We start from the raw sequence: 23,287 nt of genomic DNA on the forward strand, positions 1-23,287 counted from the left end.
TCAGTGGCCGTCGTGGAGGGTGATCTCCGCACCGGCCAGCACCCGGCCGTTGACCTGGATGTCGACGCGGTGCGGTCCCGGGTACAGCCGGCGCACGCTGACGTGCTGGAACGTGTGGCGGCGGGTGACCTGGCGGGGGCGTCCGGGTTCGAGGTCGGCCGTGGTCAGCTTGAACACCTTCGGCGCGCGGGGGCCGCGCGCTCCCGCGTGGTGCACGACGTAGTCGACGGCGGCTCGCACGCCGGTGTCCGCGGTGAGCGTGAACGCGATGGTGACCTGCCCGCCGATGGGCAGCGTGCCGGGCGTGACGGTCAGCCCGGTGACGGCGACGTCCGCGCCGTGGTCGAAGCCGAGCAGCCCCAGCGCCTCGGGATGACCCTGCTTGACCAGCGAGCGCAGCGCGTGCCGGATCACCCAGGCGGTGCCGTCGCCACCGGTGGCGGCCCAGCGCCGGGCCGTGGCGAGGGCGACCTCCGGGTGGTCCTTGGTGATGTCGTTGAGATGGTTGGCGACCGAGCGACGGACGTACGGCTCGGGGTCGTCGTGCAGGCGGTCCAGCACCGGGATCGTGACCTGCGGGTCGGCCAGCATCGGCACCCGCGACGCCCACGGCAGCCGGGGCCGGGAGCCTTCCGAGGCCAGCCGCCGCAGGTGCTGGTCGGGGTCGGTGGCCCAGGCATGCAGCTGGGCGAGGGTGCGTTCGGGGTGTGTGGCGAGGTAGGGGCGGATCGCGAACTCGGCCGTGGCGTGTGGGGTCAGCGCGGCGAGGGTCGGCAGCGCGTCGTCGGGGTGGCCCAGGCCGTGCCCGGCGACGTAGTCGGTGGCGGGCCAGCCACTCCACATGTCCAGCGGACTCGCGGCGACGGCCTCGCGCAGGACGCGTGCGGCGTGCGGGAACGGCCGCGGCAGAAACACGGCGAGCTGGGCGGCCACGGCCGACACGCGCTGCTTGAGCGCGAGCGGCTCCAGCCCGCGGCCCGCGGCTGCTGTGAAGTCGGCGGCGGGGAACGCGGGGTGGACCCGGGAGACGGCCGCGGCCAGCCGGCCGATGCTGGCGTCGTTGACGTGGTCCTTCAGGTCGGCCATGACGTTTCCGGTTCCCTTTCGTGCCCTGCGCGGTCCGGCACCCTGGTCGAGCCGGTGCGATCAGTAGACACGACCCCTCTGACATGCTCGAACGCTGCGGCCTGGGCCGATCTCGGTGGACGCCCGCACCGGGCGGTCAGCGCGGGGTGAAGCGGGCTTCGAGCCGGTCGAGGGTGCGGGTGATCGCCCGGCGGTTGCGGCGCGGGAACCAGCTGACGCTGATCAGCAGCGGCACGCGCGCGGTCGACCAGTCGAACTCCTCGGTGACCTGGGTGGTTCCGTCACCGGCGGGTTCCAGCCGCCAGCGCCAGCGGTGGCCGTTGAAGTGCCGCCACGCGATCAGGCGGCCCTCCTCGAACTCGACCACCGTGTTGAGGATGCGGTAGCCGGCGCCCATGCGCATGTCCATGCCGAACTTCATGCCCAGCGCCAGCCGGCGCGCGGCGCCCCGGGCGGCCAGCACCGACCCCGACCCGTCGATGAGGGGGTGCTGGGCGGGGTCGGCGAGCAGTTCGAAGATCTCCTCCGGCGTGGCGGAGACGACCCGGCTCTCCCGGATGAGGCGGCGCATCCGGGCACTCTATCGACCGGCTGAGTTCGCTGGTTGCTACCTATTCGGTCGATTCGTCCGGATACCATCCTGAGATGACCAGGTCGATGGCGGGAGCCGTCCGCCGCGCCGTCGCCGGAGCCGCCGCGATGCTCCTGCTGGGCGGGTGCACGGTCGCCACGGACGTCTCGACGGCGACGGTGGCGCGGCCGGCCCCGACGCCGCAGGCGCAGGGGATCGCGGACGTCGTCCGCGCGGCGATGAAGGACCAGTCGCTGCGGGCCGTCATCGTCAAGGTGACCAGGGGCGACCAGGTGGTGACGGCCGAGGCGTTCGGCGAGTCGCTCGACGGGGTGCCCGCCACCACCGACATGCGCTTCCGCAACGGAGCGGTCGTCTTCGCGTACCTCGGCACGCTGCTGCTGCTGTTCGTCGAGGAGGGCAAGGCCGCCCTCGACGACACGATCGACCGCTGGCTGCCGGAACTGCCCGAGTCCGGCAAGGTCACCCTGAAGATGCTGACCAACCAGACCACGGGCTACCCGGACTTCGAGACCGACCCGGGCTGGAACGCGGCCTTCAACGCCGACCCGTTCCAGTCGTGGTCGTTCGAGCGGCGCCTGAAGTACGCGTTCTCCCGGCCGATCCAGTTCGCGCCCGGCACCAACTGGAGCTACGCGCACACGAACTTCATGATCCTCGGCGAGATCCTCGCGAAGATCGGCGGCAAGCCGCTCGACGTGCTGCTGCGCGAGAAGGTCATGGAGCCGATGGGGCTGAAGAACACCGTCGGCAGCCAGACCGGGGCCGTCCCGGAGCCCGCGCTGCACGCGTACAGCTCGGAACGGCGCGCGGCGCTGGGCGTGCCGCCGAAGACCGCGTTCTACGAGGAGTCGACGTACTGGAACTCCGACTGGGGCACCCCGGTCGGGGCGAACCAGACGTCGACCATCGACGACCTGGCGACCACCGCCATCGCCGTGGGCACGGGCAAGCTGCTGTCGGAGGCGAGCTACAAGGCGATGACCGACCCGAACCTGCTGGGGTTCGGGCAGGCGCAGGCCAACTGCGCGCCGTCGTGCTTCAAGCAGATCGACGGGTACAACTACGGCCTGGGCGTGGTCCGCTCGGGCGACTGGCTCCTGCAGGACCCGCTGGTCGGCGGCTACAGCGCGACGGAGGCGTACCTGCCGCAGGAGAAGATCGGCATCTCGGTCGTGACGACGTTCCTGCCGGGCGCGTTCGACTGCAAGGGCGTCTACCCGAACTCCAGCGACACGCTGTTCCGGCAGATCGGCGCGTACGTGGCGCCGGACAACGCCCCGCCGATGCCGCCCCCGTACAAGAAGGCCTGCTGACCGCGGGATGCTCCTGTGGTCCGTCAGGTGGCGATGCGGCGAAGCCGGCAACGTCGGGTCGACCAGACCTCGACTCGGCCTGCGGCTTCGGAGGGGCTCGTCGCCGCGTTTCACCATGGCCCAGAATTGGGCTGTGGCGTTCTCACCTTTCACTCCCGCTGGCAGCAATCGCCTGACACCGGACATCCCGCAGCGGCTCCTCATGCTGCTGGGGTACTGGCTCGGTGTTGTGCTATCGGTGGCGACAGGGATCGCTGCGGCCGTGGAGCGAGACGCGAACCTAGCCGTGGCCGCCGCGACGGTGGCCCCGTTCGTGGTCCTGGCCGTGTTCTCCCGGCGAGCGTTGTCCGTGGGCGTCTTCGCCGACGAGACGGCTCTCCGGCTGCACTCCGGGAGTCAGCCTCTGATGATCTCGTACGACCGGGTGGAGGCGTTCACCGTCCGGCCCCATCGGGAAAAGTCTCGCGTGCTGTGGGTAGACCTGCGGGACGGGCGACGCTATCCGACGCCGACCTTCGTCGGTACCGGCGCCCGGGCGGGCATGATCGCGCTGACCGACGCAGAGATGGCCACTCTGCTTGCGGAGTTGACCCAGCGCGCAGCCCTACCGCAACCCGCGGCCTAGCTGTAAGCCTGGGAACCCTGAACCTACGGGTTACTGGCGGAACGGTTGGCAACGGCCGACAACGAGACCAGGCGCGCAGGCATGGGCAACGTTGGCCAGTTTGGTGCGGTCACGTTGCTGTTTCTCCTCGCTGTACCGTCTTGACGTGGACCGCGATCGGTTGATCAGTCTCTTGTCTACGGGCGGCGAAGCCTTCGAAGCATGTCGGCTGGCGCTCATCAACGGCGCATCTTTCGTCGTGTGGGAGAAGCACCTTCCCGCCAGTACTCTTGCGTCGATCTGGGACGTGCGACGGGAAATCGCCGACGCTGCTGGGATCAACACGGCCGAGATGACGTCCGCAGTTGCTCGCCTCGAGGCGGTGGGCGATCGGGAGGTCTGCGTTGGCAAGGTCGTCGCACCGGGTCACCGTTTCCGGCTGTTCCTGCTCGCGGACCAGTCCGCCGTCTTGGCGTGTAGTGCGTCTGGCTGAGTCCGACTGGTTGTGACTGGCTGCGGGAACATGGCGGGAGCGCCGTGGCGGCCAGATGATCTTAACTGCCCGACTCCTTGCCAGAGGTCTGGCCAGTGAGAATGTTCAGGTGGACGATGACATCCGACGTGCAGAGCAGGTGGTGGAAGCGGCCCGGCGTCTGTTCATGGCCGAAGGTCTGAGTCTCTTCACATGCCTGAATCCCCTTGAGTACGGCTGCATGGTCCATGTCGACTTCTTCGACGAGGTCGCCGGCGAACACGGGGATGGGCTCACTTTCACTGTGAGTGCACAACACAGCTGCGTAGAGGTCCTCGATCCGCACGACTACCACATGGACGAGCCGGAACTTCTGAAGTATCTGGTCATGCGGGCTCGTGGAGCCACTACTCGCCAGGCATTCGCTGCCGTCGTAGCTGCCAGACCCAAACGGTTCCGGTGGTGGCAGCGCCCTATGGTGCGCCGCTCGAATTCGCCGGGAGCGTAGACCGAGCGGCCGTGTCGTCTAGGTAGCGGCTGCAGACGCACCCACTCACGGCTGTATGACCCCGACGAACTAACGCGGTGCTGCACTAGCTCCCCGTCAGAACAGTGTCAGCGGCTCGGTCGGCGCGGGCTCGGGCAGCGGTCGCAGTTCGGGCACGCGGGCGCGCACCTCGTCGTGGAAGCGGCGCGAGAGTTCGGGCGCGTCGGCGTTGTCGGGGGTGTGGATGAACACGGTCGGCGAGCGTCCCTCACGCAGCCAGTCCGTGACCGTCTCGACCCAGGGCTGCCAGCCCTCGACCGTCGCGGTGGTGTCGTCGCGGCCCAGGTAGCGGATGATCGGCCGGTCGGTGAGGGCGCGGGAGCGGTGCGGCATGCGCGGTTTCTTGGTCCACGCGTCGCGTTCGGCGTCGCTGGTCGGCGGGGACCGGAAGAACGCGACGGTGTCGAACGGGATCCATTCGGCGTCCGCCGCAGCGAGCAGGTCCTCGAGCAGGCGCGCCGAGCGGGCGTCGTCGAAGAAGGCGCGGTGGCGCACCTCGACGGCATACCGGTGGTCGCCGGGCAGGCGGCGCAGGAACGCGGCCAGCACGGGCACGTCGGCGGGGGTGAACGAGCCGGGCAGTTGCAGCCAGACGGCGTGGGTGCGCGGGCCGAGCGGTTCGATCGCGTCCAGGAAGGCGCGCAGCTCGGTGTCGGCGTCGGTGAGGCGGCGCTCGTGGGTGATCGGCTTGGGCAGCTTGACCACGAACCGGAAGTCCGGGTCGGTCTGCTGCGCCCAGGAGGCCACGGTGGCCCGTGCCGGGGTCGCGTAGAAGGTCGTGTTGCCCTCGACCGCGTTGCACCAGCCGGCGTACGCCTGCAGGCGCTCCTCGGCCGTGCTCGGGTGCGGCAGGAAGCGCCCCTGCCACGCCTTGAGGCTCCACATCGCGCAGCCCACGTGCAGGCGTGGGGTGTCCGCGCCGCTCACTTGTCGTCCGGGGTGGCCGGTGCGGCCTGCGGCAGGCGGGCCTTGCCGCGCCGCGCGGCGGGTGCCGACGGCGGCGGCACGACCGGTCCGATGTCGCCGTCCGGGGCCTCGTCGAGGTCGACGATGACGGGGGCGTGGTCGCTGGGGCCGGTGCCCTTGCGGGCGTGCCGGTCCACCCAGGCGGCCTTGACCCGTTCGGCGACCGGCGTGCCGGCCAGCACCAGGTCGATGCGCATGCCTAGGTCCTGGTGGAACATGCCCGCGCGGTAGTCCCAGTACGAGAAGACTCGCTTGTCGGGCCAGTGGTCGCGGACGACGTCGTGCAGCCCGGCCGCCTGCAGGTCGGCCAGGGCGGCCCGTTCGGGGGCGGTCACGTGGGTCTGCCCGGCGAACGCGTCGGGGTCGAACACGTCGGCGTCGGTCGGCGCGATGTTGATGTCCCCGGCCACGATCACGGCGTCCGGACCTGCGGCGACGAGATCGCGCAGCGCGCCCAGCCAGGTGAGTTTGTACTGGTAGTGGTCGGAGTCCGGGGTGCGGCCGTTGGGCACGTACACCGAGTGGACGCGGATGCCGCCGCAGGTCGCCGACACCGCCCGCGCCTCGGGGTGCGGGAAGCCGGGGCCGCCGGGAATGCCGGTCACGACGTCGTCGAGCCCGACCCGGGACAGGATCGCGACGCCGTTCCAGCGCGCCTCGCCGTGCGCGGCGTACTCGTAGCCGCGGTCGGCCAGTTCCTTGCCCAGCAGCTCGGCGAAGGCGGCGTCGGCGAGCTTGGTCTCCTGCAGGCAGACCACGTCCGGCCGCCGCTGGTCCAGCCAGGGCAGCAGCCTGGGCAGCCGCTGCTTGACGGAGTTCACGTTCCAGGTGGTCACCCGCATTCGCCCCACGATATACGGGGCGCGACTGCGGTGTGCCCGATGGCGGCGGCGCACGGAAAGCGCGGCGGGGACCAGCCCCCGCCGCGCGTCCGTGGAGGTGCTTCAGCAGGCGTTGGTGCGGAAGTCCGAGACCGCCGTGCCGCTGTAGCCGCAGGTGAACGGCGTGAACCGGGCGTCCTGGTTGAGCCAGCGCTTGAACCAGGAGACCAGGGCCCGCGACGTGGTCGCGTTGGTGGTCTGCGGGAAGAAGTGGCTGGCGCCGTTCAGTTCGACGTAGCTCTTCTGCCCGCCGAGGGAGTTGTAGAACGGGATGGAGTGCGAGCTGACACCGGCGACCGTGTCGCTCTCGCCGCCGATGATCTGCACGGGCTCGTTGACGTTGTTCCAGGTCTTGTCGGAGTTCCACGGCGCGAGCGGCACGCCGGCCTTGACGTTGCCGGTGGTGTCGGCGGCCAGCGCCTCCAGGGTGCCGCCACCGCCCATGGAGTGGCCCGCGACGCCGCGGCGGCTGCCGTCGGCGCGGGAGGTGATGGCGCTCGGGGCCGAGTTCACGGCCCAGTTGAGCGCGGCCAGCAGCTGGCTGCCGCGGCTGGCGGGCTGGTCGTAGACGCTGTTGGTCTCGATGCCGACGACGACGAAGCCCCAGGAGGCCAGGCGCGGGCCGATCCAGCTGATGCTGGACCAGCGGGCGGTGAAGCCCGGGGACACGGCGACGACCGGGTAGCGCCCGGCGGTGCTCGGGTAGTACGCCACGCCGCCGCCGAAGCCGCTGACGAGGCTGGAGATGTTGTAGGTGGACACCGAGAAGCTGCCGTTGCCGGTGATGTTGGACGAGGTCGGCGCCTGGCCGATCTCGTCGGCGTACGCGGGGGCGCCGGTGCCCAGGGCGGTTCCGGCGGCCAGGGCGGTGGCGACGAACGTGGTGGCGATCAGGCGGGTGAGCCGCCGGCGGGGGGACGAGACGGATTGCTGCACTGTTCCACTCCTGACGGTGAGGAACCAGCTCTCCAGCAGCGGTGCTGCGGGGGACGGAGAGCTGGTCGATCGAGCAGTGGAGTCAGTTTCATCGATGTTAACGAGACGGGCATCGGCAGAATCACCGGCCGAACCGGTGGCAGCCCGGCGATGCGGGTAAAGCGGTAGATCGGCGTGATTACCGGCCGTCGCCCGGCGGCGGGGCGGTGCTGGCGCGCACCTGCAGGCTGGTCGGCACCAGCGCGGTGCCGTGTTCGGTCTCGCCGCGCTCGATCTGGCGCAGGATGCCCTCGACGCAGCGGCGGCCGACCTCGGCGAAGTCCTGGTGCACGGTGGTCAGCGGCGGGATGAAGCTGGTCGCGTCCGGGATGTCGTCGAAGCCGACCACGCTGACGTCGGCGGGCACGGCACGGCCCCGCTCGTGCAGGGCGCGCAGCACGCCCAGTGCCATCTGGTCGTTGGACACGAACACGGCGGTGCAGCCGGGTTCGCCGGCCAGGGTGAGCCCGGCCCGGTAGCCCGATTCGGCCGACCAGTCGCCGTGCAGCGGCGGGGGGATGTCGCGCCCGGCGGCGGCCAGGGTGTCGCGCCAGGCCTGGGCGCGCCGCTGGCTGGCGAAGGACTCCTCGGGCCCGGTGACGTGCCACACCGTGCGGTGGCCCAGCGCCAGCAGGTGCGTCACCGCCTGGCGGGCGCCGTCGGCCTGGTCGGTGTCGACCACGGTGTACCGGTCGTCGGCGTCGGAGTCGACGACCACCACCTGCACGTTGGGCGGCAGGGTGACCGTCGCGGCGTCGAGCAGGTGCACTTCCATGATCACGATGACGCCGTCGACGGCGAGTTCGCCGAGCCGGGTGAAGGCGCCGAGCACGCTGTCCTGGGTGGGCATCGCGACGGGGATGAGCGTGATGGCGTATCCCTGCAGCGCCGCGTGCGTGGCGATGGCCTCCAGGGTGCGGCTGTTGCCGGTGCTGGACAGGGTGAACAGGATCACGCCGATGGTGCGGAACTGGCCGCTCTTGAGCGCGCGGGCGGCGCTGTTGGGGCGGTAGTCGAGCTGCTTCATCGCTGCCAGGACCTGCTGGCGGGTGGTGCCGACCACGCTGGGGTGGCCGTTGGCCACGCGGGAGACCGTCTGCGAGGAGACGCCGGCGAGCCGGGCCACGTCGGCCATCGACACCCGGGACGCCTTCGGCCGGCTCATCGCGTGCTCCCCTCGTGCGGCTCCCGCCGGGGCGTCGAGTGCTTCGTGTAACGAATCCGAAACCGCTTCTTGACGCCTGTTCGGCGTCGGTGACACTATCACCGAGCTGATGTTTACGTAAACATTACGCAACGTGATGGAGCCACCCCCGTTCGTGCAACGTCGGTGTGATCCGGCAGCGGCGCTATGTTTGCGTAAACATCTGACCTGACCAGCCACTCTTGAGATCTGTCGGAAGGAGGAGACATGACGGTGCTTGCCCCTCCGACCATCTCGCGCACCGGACAAGCCGCCCCCAGACCAGCGCGCCGCCGCAGGTCCTGGACCGGCTGGGCGTTCGTCGGCCCGTTCATGACGGTGTTCGCCTTCGTCTTCGTCGCGCCCATCGCCTACGCGGTCTACCTGAGCGTGTTCCGGACCCGGCTGATCGGCGGCACCAGCTTCGTCGGCCTGGAGAACTACCAGCAGGTGTTCACCGACCCGCAGTTCTGGTCGGCGACCTGGCGGGTCACCCTGTTCCTGCTCGTCCAGGTGCCGATCATGCTGTTCCTGGCGCTGCTGGTCGCCCTGGCCATCGACAGCGGCAGGCTCTACGGCAAGGCCTTCTTCCGGGTCGCCGTGTTCATGCCCTACGCCGTGCCCGCCGTGGTCGCGACGCTGATGTGGGGCTTCATGTACGGGTCCCGGTTCGGCCTGGTCGGCAACATCAACGACACCTTCGGCGTATCGCTGCCCGACCCGCTCTCCCCGGACCTGGTGCTCGCCTCCATCGGCAACATCGTCACCTGGGAGTTCGTCGGCTACAACATGCTGATCTTCTACAGCGCGCTGCAGGTCGTGCCGAAGTCGCTGTACGAGGCCGCCGAACTCGACGGCGCGAGCCAGCTGCAGGTCATCCGGTCGGTCAAGCTCCCGGCGATCAAGGGCGCGCTGCTCATCGCGACGATCTTCTCGATCATCGGCAGCTTCCAGCTGTTCAACGAGCCCAACATTCTGCAGAGCATCGCCCCGAACGCGATCACCACGTACTTCACCCCGAACATGTACGCGTACTCGCTGTCGTTCTCCGGCCAGCAGTACAACTACTCCGCGACCGTCGCGATCGTCATGGGCATCCTCACCATGATCGTCGCCTACGCCGTCCAGCTGCGTGGCACGCGGAAGGACAAGTAGCCATGACGACGCAGACCGACCCGACCGTCGCCGCGCCCCGCACGGCGGCACCGCTGCGCAACCGCGTACGCCGCGATCGCCGGCGGCGCAGCCCGCTGCTGACCGCGCTCACCGCGCTCATGCTGATCTACAGCCTGGTGCCGCTGGTGTGGCTGGTCATCAATGCCAGCAAGACGCAGGAAGGCCTGTTCAGCTCGTTCGGGCTGTGGTTCGACGACGACTTCGCACTGTTCCGCAACATCCGTGACACCCTCACCTACGACGACGGCGTGTTCGTCCGCTGGCTGCTCAACACCCTGCTCTACGTGGTGCTCGGCGCGGGCGGCGCGACCGCCCTGGCCACGCTGGGCGGATACGCCCTGGCGAAGTTCGACTTCCCCGGCAAGCGCGGCGTCTTCGCCGTCGTCATCGGCGCTGTGGCGGTGCCCGGAACGGCCCTGGCCGTGCCCACCTTCCTGATGTTCTCCAAGCTCGGGCTGACCAACACCCCCTGGGCCGTGATCATCCCCTCGCTCATCTCGCCGTTCGGGCTCTACCTGATGTGGACGTTCGCCGCGAGCGCCATCCCCGGCGAACTGCTGGAGGCCGCACGCGTGGACGGCGCTGGCGAGCTGCGCACCTTCCTGCGCATCTGCATGCCGCTGCTCGCGCCCGGCATCGTCACGGTCGCGCTGTTCACCATGGTCGCGACCTGGAACAACTACTTCCTGCCGCTGATCATGCTCAAGGACCCGGACTGGTACCCGCTGACCCTGGGCCTCAACGCGTGGAACGACCAGGCCGCCACCGCCGGTGGGCAGGCCATCTTCCACCTCGTCATCACCGGCTCGCTGCTGACCATCCTGCCGCTGCTGGCCGCCTTCCTGTTCCTGCAGCGCTACTGGCAGTCCGGCCTGGCGGCCGGCGGCGTCAAGGACTGAACCCACCGACCTCACCGCTCACGCAAGCGCTACACCCCCGTTTGAGAGGACACCGATGTTCACCAACCGACGCGCGTTCCTGCGCACAGCGGCGCTCGCCACGGCCGCGCTCACGACCGCGGCCCTGGCCGCCTGCGGCTCCGACGACGGCGGCGACACGACCACCCCGGTCTCCGCCGACCAGGTGCAGGCCGCGCTCGACAAGGGCGGCCAGGTCACCGTCTGGGCCTGGGAGCCGACCCTCAAGCAGGTCGTCACCGCCTTCGAGGCCAAGTACCCCAAGGTCAAGGTCAACCTGGTCAACGCCGGCACCGGCAACGCCCAGTACACCGCGCTGCAGAACGCGATCGCGGCCGGCTCCGGCGTCCCCGACGTCGCGCAGATCGAGTACTACGCCCTGCCCCAGTTCGCCCTCGGCAAGTCGCTGACCGACCTGGCCGCGTTCGGCGCAGGTGAGCTCGACGGCACCTTCACCCCCGGCCCGTGGTCGTCGGTGAAGACCGGCGGCGGCACCTTCGGCCTGCCGATGGACTCCGGCCCGATGGCGCTGTTCTACAACAAGGAGGTCTTCGACAAGCACAAGATCGAAGTGCCGACCACGTGGGACGAGTACGCCGCGGCCGCCAAGAAGCTGCACGCCGCCGACCCCAAGGCCTACATCACCAACGACACCGGTGACGCCGGCTTCACCACCAGCCTCATCTGGCAGGCCGGCGGCAAGCCGTTCGCCGTCGACGGCACCAACGTCAAGCTCAACCTCGCCGACGAGGGCTCCACCAAGTTCGCCACCACCTGGCAGCAGCTCATCAGCAACAAGCTGCTCGCGCCGGTCGGCTCGTGGAGCGACGGCTGGTACAAGGGCCTCGGCGACGGCAGCATCGCCACGCTCGTCATCGGCGCGTGGATGCCCGCCAACCTCGAGTCCGGCGTGCCCGCCGCCAAGGGCAAGTGGCGCGTCGCGCCCATGCCGCAGTGGACCGCCGGCGCCAACGCCGCGGCTGAGAACGGCGGCAGCTCGCTGGCCCTCCCCAAGGCCGGTGCCAACAACGCCCTGGGCTACGCGTTCCTCAAGTACGCCACCGCAGGCGAGGGCGTGAAGATCCGCGTCGACAACGGGGCGTTCCCGGCCACCACCGCTGAGCTGAAGTCCGACGCCTTCCTCGGCAAGGAGTTCCCGTACTTCGGCGGCCAGAAGGCCAACGAGATCTTCGCGAAGTCGGCCGCCGACGTCGTGCCCGGCTGGTCGTACCTGCCCTTCCAGGTCTACGCCAACAGCATCTTCAACGACACCGTCGGACAGGCGTACGTGACGGACAAGCCCCTCGCCGACGGCCTCAAGGCCTGGCAGGAGGCGTCCGCCAAGTACGGCAAGGACCAGGGCTTCACGGTCGGCTGACCGTAGCCCGCGCCGCGGGCGGGCCACGAACCCCGCCCGCGACGTACCCCGCGCCGCGGGCGGCACACCCCGACCGCCCGCGGCGCGGCCCCTGGCCTTGGCCCGACCGCACAACCTGGCAAGGAGCACCCCGTGACCCACCCCGCCCGCCCGCAGTGGCTGCGCCGGCCCGACAACGTGGCACCCGGCCTCGCCTACGGCGCCGACTACAACCCCGAGCAGTGGCCGCGTGAGGTGTGGCGCGACGACGTACGCCTCATGCGCGAAGCGGGGGTCAACATCGTCTCGCTCGGCATCTTCTCCTGGGCGAAACTGCAGCCCGCCGAGCACACCTGGCGCTTCGACTGGCTCGACGAGGTCATGGGCCTGCTGTACGACAACGGCATCGCCGTCGACCTGGCCACGGCCACCGCCTCACCGCCGCCGTGGCTCACCGCGAAGCACCCCGAGATCCTGCCGGTCAACGCCCGCGGCGAGACGATCTGGCCGGGCGGACGCCAGCACTGGCGCCCCACCTCGCCGGTCTTCCGCGAGCACGCCCTGGCCCTGGTCGAGAAGATGGCCGGCCGCTACGCCGACCACCCGGCGCTCACCGCCTGGCACGTGTCCAACGAGCTCGGCTGCCACAACGTCTACGACTACTCCGACGACGCGGCGCGCGCCTTCCGCACCTGGCTGCAGGCGCGCTACGCCACCGTCGAAGCGCTCAACCACGCCTGGGGCACCGCGTTCTGGTCGCAGGAGTACAGCGACTGGGCGCAGATCCTGCCGCCGCGGCTGGCCGCCACCCACCCCAACCCGACCCAGCAGCTGGACTTCAAGCGCTTCTCCTCCGACGCGCTGCGCGACCACCTGCGGGCCGAACGCGACGTCCTGCACCGGCTCACCCCCGACGTGCCCGTCACCCACAACTTCATGATCATGGGTGGGACCAAGGGCATGGACTACGCGGCCTGGGCCGCCGACATCGACTTCGTCTCCAACGACCACTACCGCGAGCCCGGCCCGCAGGCGCTCGACGAGCTGTCGTTCTCGGCGAACCTCACCGGCAACATCGCCGGCGGCCGGCCGTGGTTCCTCATGGAACACTCCACCAGCGCCGTCAACTGGCAGCCGATCAACGTCGCCAAGAAGCCCGGCGAGCTGGCCCGCGACTCGCTCACCCACGTCGCGCACGGCGCGGACGCGGTCTGCTTCTTCCAGTGGCGGCAGTCCGCGGCGGGCGCCGAGAAGTACCACTCGGCGATGGTCCCGCACGCCGGGCCCGACAGCGACGTGTTCCGGTCCGCCGCCGCCCTGGGTGCGACGCTGCGCGAGCTGGCCCCGGTCGCCGGCGCGACCCGGGAGCAGGCGCCCGCCGCGATCGTCTTCCACTGGGACTCGTGGTGGGCCGCCGAAGCCGACTCGCACCCGACCGACCGCCTGCGCTACCGGCAGGAGGCGCTGGACTGGTACACCGCGTTCCTGAACCTCGGCATCCGCGCCGACGTCGTGCCGCTGGGCACGGCGCTGGACGGCTACTCCCTGGTCGTCGCCCCGATGCTGCACATGGTCGGCGAACCGGTCGCCAAGGAGCTGCAGGGCTACGTCGAGGCCGGCGGTCACCTGGTCACCACGTACTTCTCCGGCATCGTCGACGAGCACGACCACGTCTGGCTCGGCGGCCACCCCGGCGCGCTGCGCGACCTGCTCGGCATCCGCGTCGAGGAGTTCGCGCCGCTGCTCGACGCCGAGACGGTGACCCTCGACGGCGGCCTGCCCGCCACCCTGTGGACCGAGCGGGTCCAGGTCACCGCCCCGGACGTCGCCGTGCAGTCGCGTTACGCGACCGGCGAGCACGCCGGGCACCCGGCCGTCACCCGCCGCACCGTCGGCGAAGGCTCGGCGGCGTACGTGTCGACCCGGCTGGGGCCGCAGGGTCTCACCACGGTCCTGGACGGGCTGGCCACGGCCGCGGGCGTGACCAGTGAACTTCCGCCCGGGTCGCGCGGCGTCGTGGAGCTGACCGTGCGGCGTCGCGGTGAGGAGCGTTTCGCGTTCCTCGTCAACCGCACCGACCAGCCCCTCACGGTCACCGAGCTGCCCGGCGAGCCGCTCGCCGGGGCTCGGGGGCCGCAGGGCGAGCTGCCGCTGCCACCGCGGGGTGTGCGCGTGGTGCGGCTGAGCTGAGCGCCGACCGGGGACGGACCGGGACCGCGTGCCGGCGGTGCCGGTCCGTCCCCGGCGGTGCTCAGTGGCGGTACTCGTGGTGCCGCCACAGCATCGCCGCCAGCATCGCGGGCAGCATCAGCAGGTGGCCACCCATCATCAGCGCCTCACCGGAGACCGCGCCGAACGCGTAGGGCACCAGCAGGACCAGGAACGGCAGGTACATCGCGGCGGACATCTCGGCGATGCGGGCCCAGCCGTGCCGCCGGAACCGCATCCACAGCGCCATGCCGATCGTCATGTTCGTCGCCATGACCAGCACGTTCGCAACCGTCAGGTCGGACAGGCCGGGCCACGCCAGCGACCACAGCGGGCCCAGCGCGGCCATGCCGACGACCATGGCGACGGCCATCTCGGCGAAGTGCAGGGCGAAACGCAGGTTCTTGCGGGTGGCCGACCGTGCGGGAGCGTGTTCGGCGGAGGCGGTCGAGCCGGGCGCGGGAGTCGTCATGGGAGCCATCCTGAACCGGCCGGTCCGTGCACACAGGTGCCAGAAGTCATGGTCACCGGTCACGATCGGGCACAGGGTCACAGCAGGCCGAGCGCGCGGGCCCGCAGCGCCGCCTGGGTGCGGTCGCGGGCGTCGAGTTTGGCCAGCACGCCGCTGACATGGTTCTTGACCGTGCCCTCGGCCAGGAACAGCACGGCGGCGATCTCCCGGTTGGAGCGGCCGTCGGCGAGCAGGCGCAGCACCTCCAGCTCCCGTTCGGACAACGGCACCACCAGCGGCTGCGGCCGGGCGGCCGGCTGCTCGTCGGGCAGCCTCGCGAACCGGGCCACCACCTTCGCGGCCACCGAGGGCTGCAGCACCGCCTCGTCGCGGGCGGCGGCGAGGACCGCCTCCACCAGCTGTGCCGAAGACGCGTCCTTGAGCAGGTAGCCCAGCGCCCCGGCCCGCAGCGCCGCGAACACGTCCTCATCGTCGTCGAACGTGGTCAGCACGATGACCCGGACCCCGGGGTGTTCGACCCGCATCCGCCGGGTGGCCGCGACCCCGTCCAGGACCGGCATGCGCAGGTCCATCAGCACCACGTCGGGCCGCAGCGCGGCGGCGCGGTCCAGCGCCTGCGCGCCGTCGCCGGCCTCGCCGACCACCACGATGTCGTCCCGGACGCCGAGCAGCACGGCCAGCGCCTCGCGGAACAGCGACTGGTCGTCGGCGAGCAGCACCCGCACCGGCCCGGCGCTCACCCGGGCACCTCCACGCTCAGCGTCGCGCCACAGCCGGGCGCGGACTCCAGGCTCATCCGGCCGCCCGCGTGCGCGGCCCGCTCGCGTACCCCCAGCAGGCCGTAGCCCGGCAGGCCGGCGGGCTCGGCGGCGACGCCCGCGCCGTCGTCGCGGACCTCCAGCCGCACCGCGGCCGGGCGGGTGTAGTCGAGGACCAGCTCGGCCCGGGTGGCCCGGGCATGTTTGCGCACGTTGGTCAGCCCTTCCTGGGCCGCCCGGTAGAGCGACTCCTGCGCGGCGGTCAGCAGCGGCCGGGCCTGGCCCGCGATGTCCAGGCTGGTCGGCACGCCCGCCGCGGAGGCCTGCTCGGCCAGCTCGCGCAGCGCCTCGGCGAGCGGCGCGCGCGGTCGCGGTTCGCGCATCGCGCCCACCGAGCGGCGGACCTCCGCCAGCGCCTCCTCGGCCTGCGCCTGGGCCTTGGCCAACACGGCATCGGCCCGGTCCGGGTCCGTGCCCAGCACCGCCCGGGCCGCCTTCACCTGCATCTGCACCACGGTCAGCGAGTGGCCGAGCCCGTCGTGGATGTCGCGGGCGACCCGGTTGCGTTCCTGCGCCACGGCCAGCCGCTCGACCTGCAGCGCATACTCGCGCAGCTGCTCGTGGGCCCGGGTCAGCTCCTGGCGGGCCTGCTGCTCGCGCACGATCAGGCGGGTCAGCACGGCGGCGAACGCCGCCGCGGCCAGCATGCCCAGCCCCTCGCGCAGCCCGGCCCGCCACTCCATGCCCAGATGCGCGAACGGGACCAGGCCGACCACCACCAGCGCGCCCCGCAGCGGCAGCAGCAGCGCGCTCTGACTCACCAGCACCAGCAGCAGCAGGATCGCGCCGACCGACGCGCCCGACGCCACGAAGACCGCATAACCCAGCAGCGACTGGGCCGCCACGAACGCGACGTGCAGGGCCCGCCCCGACCGGCGGCGCACCCGGCCGAAACCGACCGTGGCCGACCCGACGTAGAGCGCGCCCAGCACGATCGCGGCCACCGGATGGTGCGGCATGGTTATCGGAGGCTCCGCCACGACGACGCCGGCGACCAGCGTCAGGTACGCGGCCACGGTCAGCGCGTGGAGAGCACGGTGCACGGCTCCACTGTGGCCGGTCACCGGCATCCGGTCAACGAACACGCACCGGCGACGACCACCCGTCGCGGGCCCGTCAGACGGACGCCGTCGCGCCGGGCGGCGCGGTCCACGACGCCAGCAGCTGCGCCGCCTCGCCGGTACGCAGATGGTCGTCGCTCTGCACGGCCCGCATGTCGGCCAGCACCGCGGTCAGCTCGCCGACCGCGCCCGCCACGTCACCGCCGCGGTGGCGCAGCTGCGCGTGCAGCTGCCGGGTGCGCAGCGCGCGCGGGTGAGCCTGCCCGAACACCTCCTCGACGACCGTCTGCAACGCGGCCAGCGCCGCCATGCCCGCCCCCGGGTCGTCGGCCAGGCCGGTCCAGTAGGCGAGGTTGGTGCGGAACGTCAGCGTCGTCGGGTGCCGTGGTCCGAGCGCACGTTCGGCGTCCTGCGTGGCGACCCCGAACTCCTCGACCGCCGCGGCCGGCTGCCCGGCCAGGCCGCGCCAGTACGCCAGGTTGTGCCGGGCGGTCAGCGTGTCGTGGTGCAGCGGCCCGTGCACCGCGACGAGCCCTTCCACCGCACGCTGGTACGTCTGCACGGCCAGCTCGGCGTCGCCCGCTTCGCCGATCCACCGGCCCAGGTCGGACAGGGTGCTGACGGTGTCCGCATGGGCCGGCCCGCGCCGCCGCGTCATCTCGCCGGCCAGCGCGCGGAAGCCGTCCCGCGCCGCGGCCGGGTCACCGGACATGCCCTGGCACAGCGCGACGTAGCGCCGCGCCGCCAGCGTCAGCGGATGCTCGTCTCCGAGCACGGCCGTGGCCTGTGCGAGCAGTGGCACCATGTCGGCCAGCGTCGCGGCGGGCGCGCCCAGCTCGAACGGCTGGAGCCCTTCGTGCAGCCGAATCCACAGCGTGTCCGGGTCGTCGGCGCCCAGCAGCCGCTCGGCGTCGCGCCGCAGGCGGGTCAGCTCCGGATGCGCCGCCGCGGGGTCGCCGAGTTCGCCGACAGCCTGGGCGCGCTGCGCCGCCAGGAAGATCGTGTCCCGGTGTTCGCCGCCGAACCTGGCGCGGGCCTGCAGGAGCAGGTCGTCCAGGGCGTCGCGGGCCGCGGCGGTGCGCCCTACCGCCATCAGGTGCTCGCCGAGCCGCCGGAGCACCGGATGCATGCCCCCGTGCCACAGGTGCTCAGCGGCCGCCCGCCGCAGCGCCAGCAGGCTGTCGTACAGCGCGGCCACCGGCAGGCCGCCGTCCGGCGCCGCCCACGCCTCGTCCAGCGCGTCCGCGGCGGCACGCGCCAGGGCGGGCAGCTCGGTGTCCGGGACGGACTCCCGGACCGCACGCTGCACCAGGGCGTGCATCGCCACCGTCGCCGTGTCGTGGGTGATCAGGCTGAGCCGGTGCAGCGCCCGCAACGCGGGCAACGCCTCGCGCCGGTCCGCGCCGATCCAGGCCCTCGCCGCGCCGGTCAGCAGCAGTTCCTGCGGCACACCCACCGGGGCCAGCAGCGACACCAGTTCCAGCATGCGCTGCGCCGCGCCCGGCTTGGCCAGCGCCGCCGCCCGCTGCGCGGCCAGCTGCCAGGTGCTGGCCACCGTACGGTCGTGGCCGTCGGCGGGTGACGACGGCGGGAACAGGTCGGCCAGCCGCTCCCGCTCGTCGTCGAGCAGCCGCCGGTACGCCGCGACGCCGGTGCCGGTGTCGATGAGAAACGCCGCGGCCTGCGACAACGCGAGCGGGAAGTGGCCCAGCGCCGCCGCCAGCCCGGCCAGCTCACCGTCGGGCGGCGGCTCGCCGTGCCCCGCCGCCGGGTCCAGCGACAGGCGGTTGCGCAGGTAGTCCACCGATTCCGCACCGGTGAACATGCCCACCTGCACGACCCGTGCCGAGGGACGCAGCACCAACGCGTCGCGGCGGCGCGTCGTCACGATGCTGCGACCGTGTTCGCCGATCGGCCACAGCCCGTCCAGGTCGGCCGGGTCGTCGGCGTCGTCGAGCACGACGAGCCACGGTTGCGGCGTGGCGCGCAGCCACGCGACCAGCAGGTCGGCCTGGGTCTCCTCGTCGTGGCCGTAGCCGTCCGGGTGCGCCGGGCGGCCACCGGGCGCGGCGGGCCCGTCCAGGACCCCGCCCGCGACCGCCCGCCACACGCGCGCATACCCGGCCAGCAGCGACTGCCGCGACGACGCCGACACCCACGCGAACAGGCCCCCGCCGCCCCGCGCCCGATGGAACGCCGCCGCCGCGAGCTGCGACTTGCCCGCTCCACCCGGCCCGGTCAGCAGCACCTGGCGGATCGCGTCGTCGCGCAGCGCGTCGTCGATGGCCGCGGCCAGGTCCGGGCGCTCCCGCAACGAGGCGGCGTCGCTGGGCGGGCGGCCGACGACCAGCTCCGCCCCGGGACTCGCGGCCGGCGGCGTGCGCGCCGGCGTGCGCTGCTGCTCGTGCGCGGCCCGCCACAGCTGCCGCCAGCGCTGTAGCGACTGGCCCGTCGCGGGCCCGCCCACGGCGGTCTCGACGGCTTGGACGAGCGCATGCACCTGCTCGAAGTCGCGGGGCACCGACCGGCCGTTGATCCATTCGCCGAGGCGGCGGGCGTTGACGGCGATCCGCCGCCCGGACGGCAGCGCGATGCTGCTCGCCCGGCGCGCCAGCACCTCGTCGGACATGTCGGGCAGGCGGCGGCGCAGCTGCGCCAGTGCGGCCGTGAACGCGGTCCTGGGCGCGGAGTCCTGATCGTGCGACCGTTCCGCCATCGTGGTCCGCGACCTCCCGTGTCCGCCGTCGATGCGATTCTAGGCGTACCGATGTGGACGGTCCGCCCGCGCCGGTCACCGGACCGGCCCGCACCGGGGAACCGGCGCGATGCCGCTGAGGGCCGGTTGACCAGGTCGAACGTCGGCACACGAGCCGGGGCGTGGCAGCGGGCGGCGGCAGCGTCCCGTTAGCGTCGGCGTGCCGCGGCATGGCCCGCCACGGCAGCCACCAGGCACGTTCACGAGTGGAAGGCATCGGTGACCATGCGCACTCTGAGTCCGGAGGACCTCGACCGGCTGGTCCGTTCGCACCGCAACCTGAAGATCTCCGTCTGGGTCTTCTCGGCGGTGATGGTCGGGGTGCTGGTGCTGCTCATCGCCAACAATCTGATGCTCTCGCCCGGGTGCGGGGCGGCGATCGGCGTCGGTATCGGCGCGCTGCTGCTCATACCGCAGAAGCAACTGCTGTCCGAACTCGGCCTCAGCCGGCAGGAGGCCAAGCAGATCCTGCGGGACGAGCGCAAGCGGCGCCGGACCGCGGCCGGCTGAACCCGGGAGGGGCCCTCGTGGCGGCGAGGGCCCCGGCAACGCCGCAGGGACCGCTCAGCAGCCCGTCTCGGGCAGGGTGAAGCGCCAGTGCCGGGCCTTCAGGGCCGGGATGACGCGGTCGACGGCGTCGACGGTCTGGCTGCGGTCGCCGCCGCCGTCGTGCATGAGCACGACCGCCCCGGGCGTGATGCCCTCTTCCAGGCGGCGGACCAGCTCGTCGGTGCCGGGGGTCTCCCAGTCGGCGATGGCCAGCCGCCAGCCCAGCGGCTGCATGCCCAGCGAGGCGGCCACGGCCGGGGTCTGGCCCCAGGCGCCGTACGGGGCGCGGAAGTACGGGATGCGCGCGTGGGGGAGCGCGCGGCGGATGGCGGCGCTGGTCTGCCGCAGGTCCGCGGCGATCTGCTCGGGAGTCCAGGTGCTCATGTCGTCGTGGTGCATGCTGTGGTTGCACAGCGTGTGCCCGGCGGCGGCGATCCTGCGCACCAGCTCGGGGTGCTGCTCGACATGGTCGCCCTGCAGGCAGAACACGGCTTTGACGTGGTGGCGGCGCAGCACGTCGAGCAGCCGCGGGGTGTCGGTCGGGTTGGGGCCGTCGTCGAAGGTGAAGCTGACGACGTTGCCGTCGCCGCGGGCGGTGTCGATGATGGCGGTGCTCACTCCGGGTCGGGCCTGGGCGGTGCCAGCGATGCCGAGGGCCAGCGCGAGGGCGCAGCACGCGGCGGTCAGCCGCAGCACGCGGCGGCTGTTCGTTGAGGCGAACATACAGGCGTGCCTCGCAGGTCGGGCGGTGGGGAAACTGTTCTATGGTCAGGCAGAAACGTTTCTGTGCGTCGCGGATCTCATTCTCGGCGGACCGTTTTCGTAGCGTCAACCACTTCCGGAAACTATCGGCGACCATGGATCGGCCGCGGTTCGTCGCGACCGCGGCCCCGTCGAGGAGGCGTCCGACGTGCGGCGGCGACGCGGCTCCGATACTTTCCGAAAGTCATTGACGGCCATCGGTGCCGCCGAAATACTGCGGATGCTGTGGCCAATGTGTCGGCCGTTGGCCGCTGTCCCGGCGCGATGGAGGAGACGCCGTGACCGGCGGTGGCGACCGCACGGGGTTGCGCCGGAGTGTCTCCGGACGCGACCGGGGCGGCAGGCCGGCGGCGTGGCCGCAGGCCGGGCCGTTCCGAGGGGCCCGGTGATGCCGGGCGGTGCGAGGACACGACGGCGGCGGACGGTGTAGGGCCGCCCGCCTGCGTCGCACCGCTCGGCTCCACCCGCCACCGACGAAGCGGGGCCCGAGCGGCCAGGAAACCCAGGCCGCCGGACCCCACGGGTGGTGCGGCTCCGCTACCCGCGCGCCTTCTGCGGGATGCGCGGCAGCACGTACGGCGGGCCGGTGTAGATCAGGTCCGCCTTCATCAGGTTGTACGCCCGCTTGGGCTGGTAGTTCTCGTCGTAGATGTTGGCCAGGCCCTCGTTGCCGAACCAGTTCGGCACCCACGAGTACTTGTCGGTGAAGCCCCAGACGGTGAACGACAGGCAGTGCCGGTCGGCCAGGCAGGCCTGCAGCAGCACGCTGTAGTTCGCCGCCGACGCCTGCAGCCGCGGGTTGATCTCGTTGGAGTCGCCGTTCTGCATCGCCTCGGTGATCTGGCTGCGCACGTCGACCTCGGTGAACGCGGTCGCCAGCCCGAGTCCGGCGAACTTCTTCAACGCCGCGGCCACCTGCAGGGTGTCGTAGTTGCCGTACTGCGTGCCCAGGTGGCCCTGGCTGCCCACGCCGTCGATCGGCACCCGCTTCGCCAGCAGTTCCTTGGCCATGTTGTAGACGAACTGGGTCTTGTCGTTGGCCGGGTCACCGGAGCCGAAGGCCTCGATGTTGTAGTCGTTGTAGAACAGCAGCGCCTTCGGGTCGGCGGCGCGCGCCCAGCGGAACGCGTCGGCGATGTAGTCCGGGCCCAGGTGCTGCGCCCAGAAGCCCTTGTAGTGCAGGGTCGGCGGGCTGTCCCACGGGTCGCTGACGGCCTCGTTGACCACGTCCCACTGCCAGATCTTGCCCTTGAAGTGCTTCACCACGTTGGTGATGTGGTTGCGCAGGATGTCGCGCAGCTGCGCGGTGGTGATGGAGCCGTCGCTCACGCCGGTGGTGAGCCAGCCGGGCAGCTGGTTCTGCCACACCAGCACGTGCCCGCGCACCCGCTGGTTGTTCTGCTTGGCGAAGGCGATCAGCTCGTCGGCCGGGCCCCAGTTGTAGGTGCCGCGGGTGGGCTCCAGGCTCTCCCACTTCATCACGTTCTCCGCGGTCACCGTCGAGAACTCCGAGGAGACGAGCTCGCGGTAGCGGGGGTCGGCGGCGTCGTTCAGGGCCGCCATGTCGACCGCGGTGCCGATGTACAGGTCGTGGCGCAGACCGAGGTTGCGCAGGCTCTGATCGGCCGGGTTGTACGGACTGCCGGCCGAGGCCGGCAGGGTGTTGAGCGCGCCGACGGTCGCGATGGCGACGGCGCCGGTGGCGATCCAGCGTCTGAATTTCATGGGCGTTCCTTCCGTGGTGAGCGGTCGACGGGGTCGACGGAAGTGGCACGGGAGTTTGCGTTGGTGCGGATGACGCCGTGCGCGGCGAACGCGGGCCGTTGCTGAGCCAGGCCCGAACGCGGTGCGGCGGTAGTTGCGGCTCATGTTCCGTTACTAGGCCGAAACATTACGATGGCCATTCAGGACCGTCAACCATCAGAACTTCCGGAAATCCCATGGTGCGGCGTTGATTCTGCTTCCTCAGCCCCCGAAAGTTTCGCAGAGCGCATCGAGGCCGGACGGTCGTGCCGTCCGGCCTCGATCGTGCTGCGGAGTCAGTGCTCGAGGTAGGTCGCGTGGTCGTAGTCGGCGTGCACGCCGTCGTTGCCGAGGTCCTGCACCCACAGGCCGAGGAACGCGCCGGTGAAGCCCCACGCGGCGGGCTCGCCGTCGATGATCAGAGCGGCGTGCTCGTCGGACAGGATCGTGGCGTCCAGCTCGACGGGCAGCTGCCGCCAGCCGTCACCGAGTTCGTAGGAGAACCGCACCGTGGGCCCGTCGAACTCCGCCCGCAGGCCGATCCGGCCCGCCGCGCTGACGTCCACGGTGAGGTCCGGGTACACCGTGCGCCGGCCGCTGTCGGAGCTGAGCAGCTCCAGCACGGCCCGCCCGTCGTCGGCGCGCGTGACGTAGAGGTAGTACCAGTTCAGGGTGTTGTAGTAGGCGGTGATGCCGGCGAGGTGCCGGTGGTCGGCGGGGTCGAACTCGACGGCGGTCTCCAGCGAGCACCGGGTCGCGCCGACGCGGCGGGCGACCAGGCTGGGGGTCTGCTTGCCGACCGGCGACTGCCCGCCGTAGATCCGCAGGTGCGAGGGCCGCGACCGCA

The 23,287-nt window shown here is 71.5% G+C and carries 22 protein-coding genes; 8 read left to right on the plus strand and 14 right to left on the minus strand.

The features are described from left to right. Positions 1 to 1,086, minus strand: coding sequence for a DNA alkylation repair protein (locus HAV39_RS14675; RefSeq protein WP_191839762.1), 1,086 nt, complete (start codon positions 1,084 to 1,086; stop codon positions 1 to 3). A 136-nt stretch (positions 1,087 to 1,222) separates the two neighbouring features. Continuing rightward, complete coding sequence (locus HAV39_RS14680; protein WP_191839763.1) at positions 1,223 to 1,657, minus strand: SRPBCC family protein; 435 nt, start codon at positions 1,655 to 1,657, stop codon at positions 1,223 to 1,225. A 74-nt stretch (positions 1,658 to 1,731) separates the two neighbouring features. Between HAV39_RS14680 and HAV39_RS14685 the strand changes: the two genes are divergently transcribed. From HAV39_RS14685 to HAV39_RS14695, 3 genes are all read left to right on the plus strand, one after another. Continuing rightward, positions 1,732 to 2,994, plus strand: coding sequence for a serine hydrolase domain-containing protein (locus HAV39_RS14685; protein WP_203736231.1), 1,263 nt, complete (start codon positions 1,732 to 1,734; stop codon positions 2,992 to 2,994). Between the two features lie 133 nt (positions 2,995 to 3,127). Next, positions 3,128 to 3,619, plus strand: a complete 492-nt coding sequence (locus HAV39_RS14690; RefSeq protein WP_191839764.1) for a hypothetical protein — start codon at positions 3,128 to 3,130, stop codon at positions 3,617 to 3,619. Between the two features lie 145 nt (positions 3,620 to 3,764). Next, positions 3,765 to 4,091, plus strand: a complete 327-nt coding sequence (locus HAV39_RS14695; protein WP_191839765.1) for a hypothetical protein — start codon at positions 3,765 to 3,767, stop codon at positions 4,089 to 4,091. Positions 4,092 to 4,152: 61 nt separating this feature from the next. Here the strand turns inward: HAV39_RS14695 and HAV39_RS14700 are convergent, their stop codons facing one another. The 5 genes from HAV39_RS14700 to HAV39_RS14720 all read right to left on the minus strand — a co-directional run bounded on the left by HAV39_RS14700 (position 4,153) and on the right by HAV39_RS14720 (position 8,604). Continuing rightward, complete coding sequence (locus tag HAV39_RS14700; RefSeq protein WP_191839766.1) at positions 4,153 to 4,416, minus strand: hypothetical protein; 264 nt, start codon at positions 4,414 to 4,416, stop codon at positions 4,153 to 4,155. Between the two features lie 258 nt (positions 4,417 to 4,674). Beyond that, entirely contained in the window at positions 4,675 to 5,502 is an 828-nt protein-coding gene (locus HAV39_RS14705; RefSeq protein WP_191839809.1) for a DUF72 domain-containing protein, read from the minus strand. A 38-nt stretch (positions 5,503 to 5,540) separates the two neighbouring features. Then, on the minus strand, positions 5,541 to 6,425 hold the full coding sequence (locus HAV39_RS14710) for an exodeoxyribonuclease III (RefSeq protein WP_191839767.1): 885 nt from the start codon (positions 6,423 to 6,425) through the stop codon (positions 5,541 to 5,543). A 102-nt stretch (positions 6,426 to 6,527) separates the two neighbouring features. Further along, positions 6,528 to 7,400, minus strand: coding sequence for an alpha/beta hydrolase family protein (locus HAV39_RS14715; RefSeq protein ID WP_191839768.1), 873 nt, complete (start codon positions 7,398 to 7,400; stop codon positions 6,528 to 6,530). Between the two features lie 178 nt (positions 7,401 to 7,578). After that, positions 7,579 to 8,604: a LacI family DNA-binding transcriptional regulator gene (locus tag HAV39_RS14720; RefSeq protein ID WP_191839769.1), complete on the minus strand. Its 1,026-nt coding sequence runs from the start codon at positions 8,602 to 8,604 to the stop codon at positions 7,579 to 7,581. Between the two features lie 246 nt (positions 8,605 to 8,850). Between HAV39_RS14720 and HAV39_RS14725 the strand changes: the two genes are divergently transcribed. From HAV39_RS14725 to HAV39_RS14740, 4 genes are all read left to right on the plus strand, one after another. Further along, positions 8,851 to 9,777, plus strand: a complete 927-nt coding sequence (locus tag HAV39_RS14725) for a carbohydrate ABC transporter permease (RefSeq protein ID WP_191839770.1) — start codon at positions 8,851 to 8,853, stop codon at positions 9,775 to 9,777. A 119-nt stretch (positions 9,778 to 9,896) separates the two neighbouring features. Continuing rightward, on the plus strand, positions 9,897 to 10,697 hold the full coding sequence (locus HAV39_RS14730) for a carbohydrate ABC transporter permease (RefSeq protein ID WP_308440871.1): 801 nt from the start codon (positions 9,897 to 9,899) through the stop codon (positions 10,695 to 10,697). A 55-nt stretch (positions 10,698 to 10,752) separates the two neighbouring features. Beyond that, entirely contained in the window at positions 10,753 to 12,093 is a 1,341-nt protein-coding gene (locus HAV39_RS14735) for an extracellular solute-binding protein (protein WP_191839772.1), read from the plus strand. Between the two features lie 132 nt (positions 12,094 to 12,225). Next, positions 12,226 to 14,262, plus strand: coding sequence for a beta-galactosidase (locus HAV39_RS14740; RefSeq protein WP_203736230.1), 2,037 nt, complete (start codon positions 12,226 to 12,228; stop codon positions 14,260 to 14,262). 61 nt (positions 14,263 to 14,323) lie between these two features. On the opposite strand, the gene HAV39_RS14745 is transcribed toward HAV39_RS14740, so the two are convergent. The 4 genes from HAV39_RS14745 to HAV39_RS14760 all read right to left on the minus strand — a co-directional run bounded on the left by HAV39_RS14745 (position 14,324) and on the right by HAV39_RS14760 (position 19,347). Beyond that, on the minus strand, positions 14,324 to 14,752 hold the full coding sequence (locus tag HAV39_RS14745) for a hypothetical protein (protein WP_191839773.1): 429 nt from the start codon (positions 14,750 to 14,752) through the stop codon (positions 14,324 to 14,326). Positions 14,753 to 14,829: 77 nt separating this feature from the next. Further along, complete coding sequence (locus HAV39_RS14750) at positions 14,830 to 15,492, minus strand: response regulator (protein ID WP_191839774.1); 663 nt, start codon at positions 15,490 to 15,492, stop codon at positions 14,830 to 14,832. Beyond that, the gene (locus HAV39_RS14755) at positions 15,489 to 16,613 is read right to left on the minus strand and encodes a sensor histidine kinase (RefSeq protein WP_191839775.1); all 1,125 of its coding nucleotides are present in this window, start codon (positions 16,611 to 16,613) and stop codon (positions 15,489 to 15,491) included. The genes HAV39_RS14750 and HAV39_RS14755 overlap by 4 nt, the downstream gene beginning before the upstream one ends. A gap of 73 nt (positions 16,614 to 16,686) precedes the next feature. Continuing rightward, the gene (locus HAV39_RS14760; RefSeq protein WP_191839776.1) at positions 16,687 to 19,347 is read right to left on the minus strand and encodes a tetratricopeptide repeat protein; all 2,661 of its coding nucleotides are present in this window, start codon (positions 19,345 to 19,347) and stop codon (positions 16,687 to 16,689) included. 264 nt (positions 19,348 to 19,611) lie between these two features. Here HAV39_RS14760 and HAV39_RS14765 point away from each other — a divergent pair, with 264 nt between their 5' ends. Continuing rightward, positions 19,612 to 19,896: a hypothetical protein gene (locus HAV39_RS14765; RefSeq protein WP_191839777.1), complete on the plus strand. Its 285-nt coding sequence runs from the start codon at positions 19,612 to 19,614 to the stop codon at positions 19,894 to 19,896. 54 nt (positions 19,897 to 19,950) lie between these two features. Here HAV39_RS14765 and HAV39_RS14770 read toward each other — a convergent pair whose 3' ends face one another. From HAV39_RS14770 to HAV39_RS14780, 3 genes are all read right to left on the minus strand, one after another. Then, positions 19,951 to 20,658: a polysaccharide deacetylase family protein gene (locus HAV39_RS14770; RefSeq protein WP_191839778.1), complete on the minus strand. Its 708-nt coding sequence runs from the start codon at positions 20,656 to 20,658 to the stop codon at positions 19,951 to 19,953. A 576-nt stretch (positions 20,659 to 21,234) separates the two neighbouring features. Further along, positions 21,235 to 22,422: an endo-1,4-beta-xylanase gene (locus HAV39_RS14775; protein WP_191839779.1), complete on the minus strand. Its 1,188-nt coding sequence runs from the start codon at positions 22,420 to 22,422 to the stop codon at positions 21,235 to 21,237. Positions 22,423 to 22,736: 314 nt separating this feature from the next. Further along, on the minus strand, positions 22,737 to 23,287 hold a 551-nt coding region (locus tag HAV39_RS14780; protein ID WP_483398700.1), incomplete at its 5' end, for a beta-xylosidase family glycoside hydrolase.

This window comes from Catellatospora chokoriensis (genome assembly GCF_011297315.1).
Classification (GTDB): domain Bacteria; phylum Actinomycetota; class Actinomycetes; order Mycobacteriales; family Micromonosporaceae; genus Catellatospora; species Catellatospora citrea.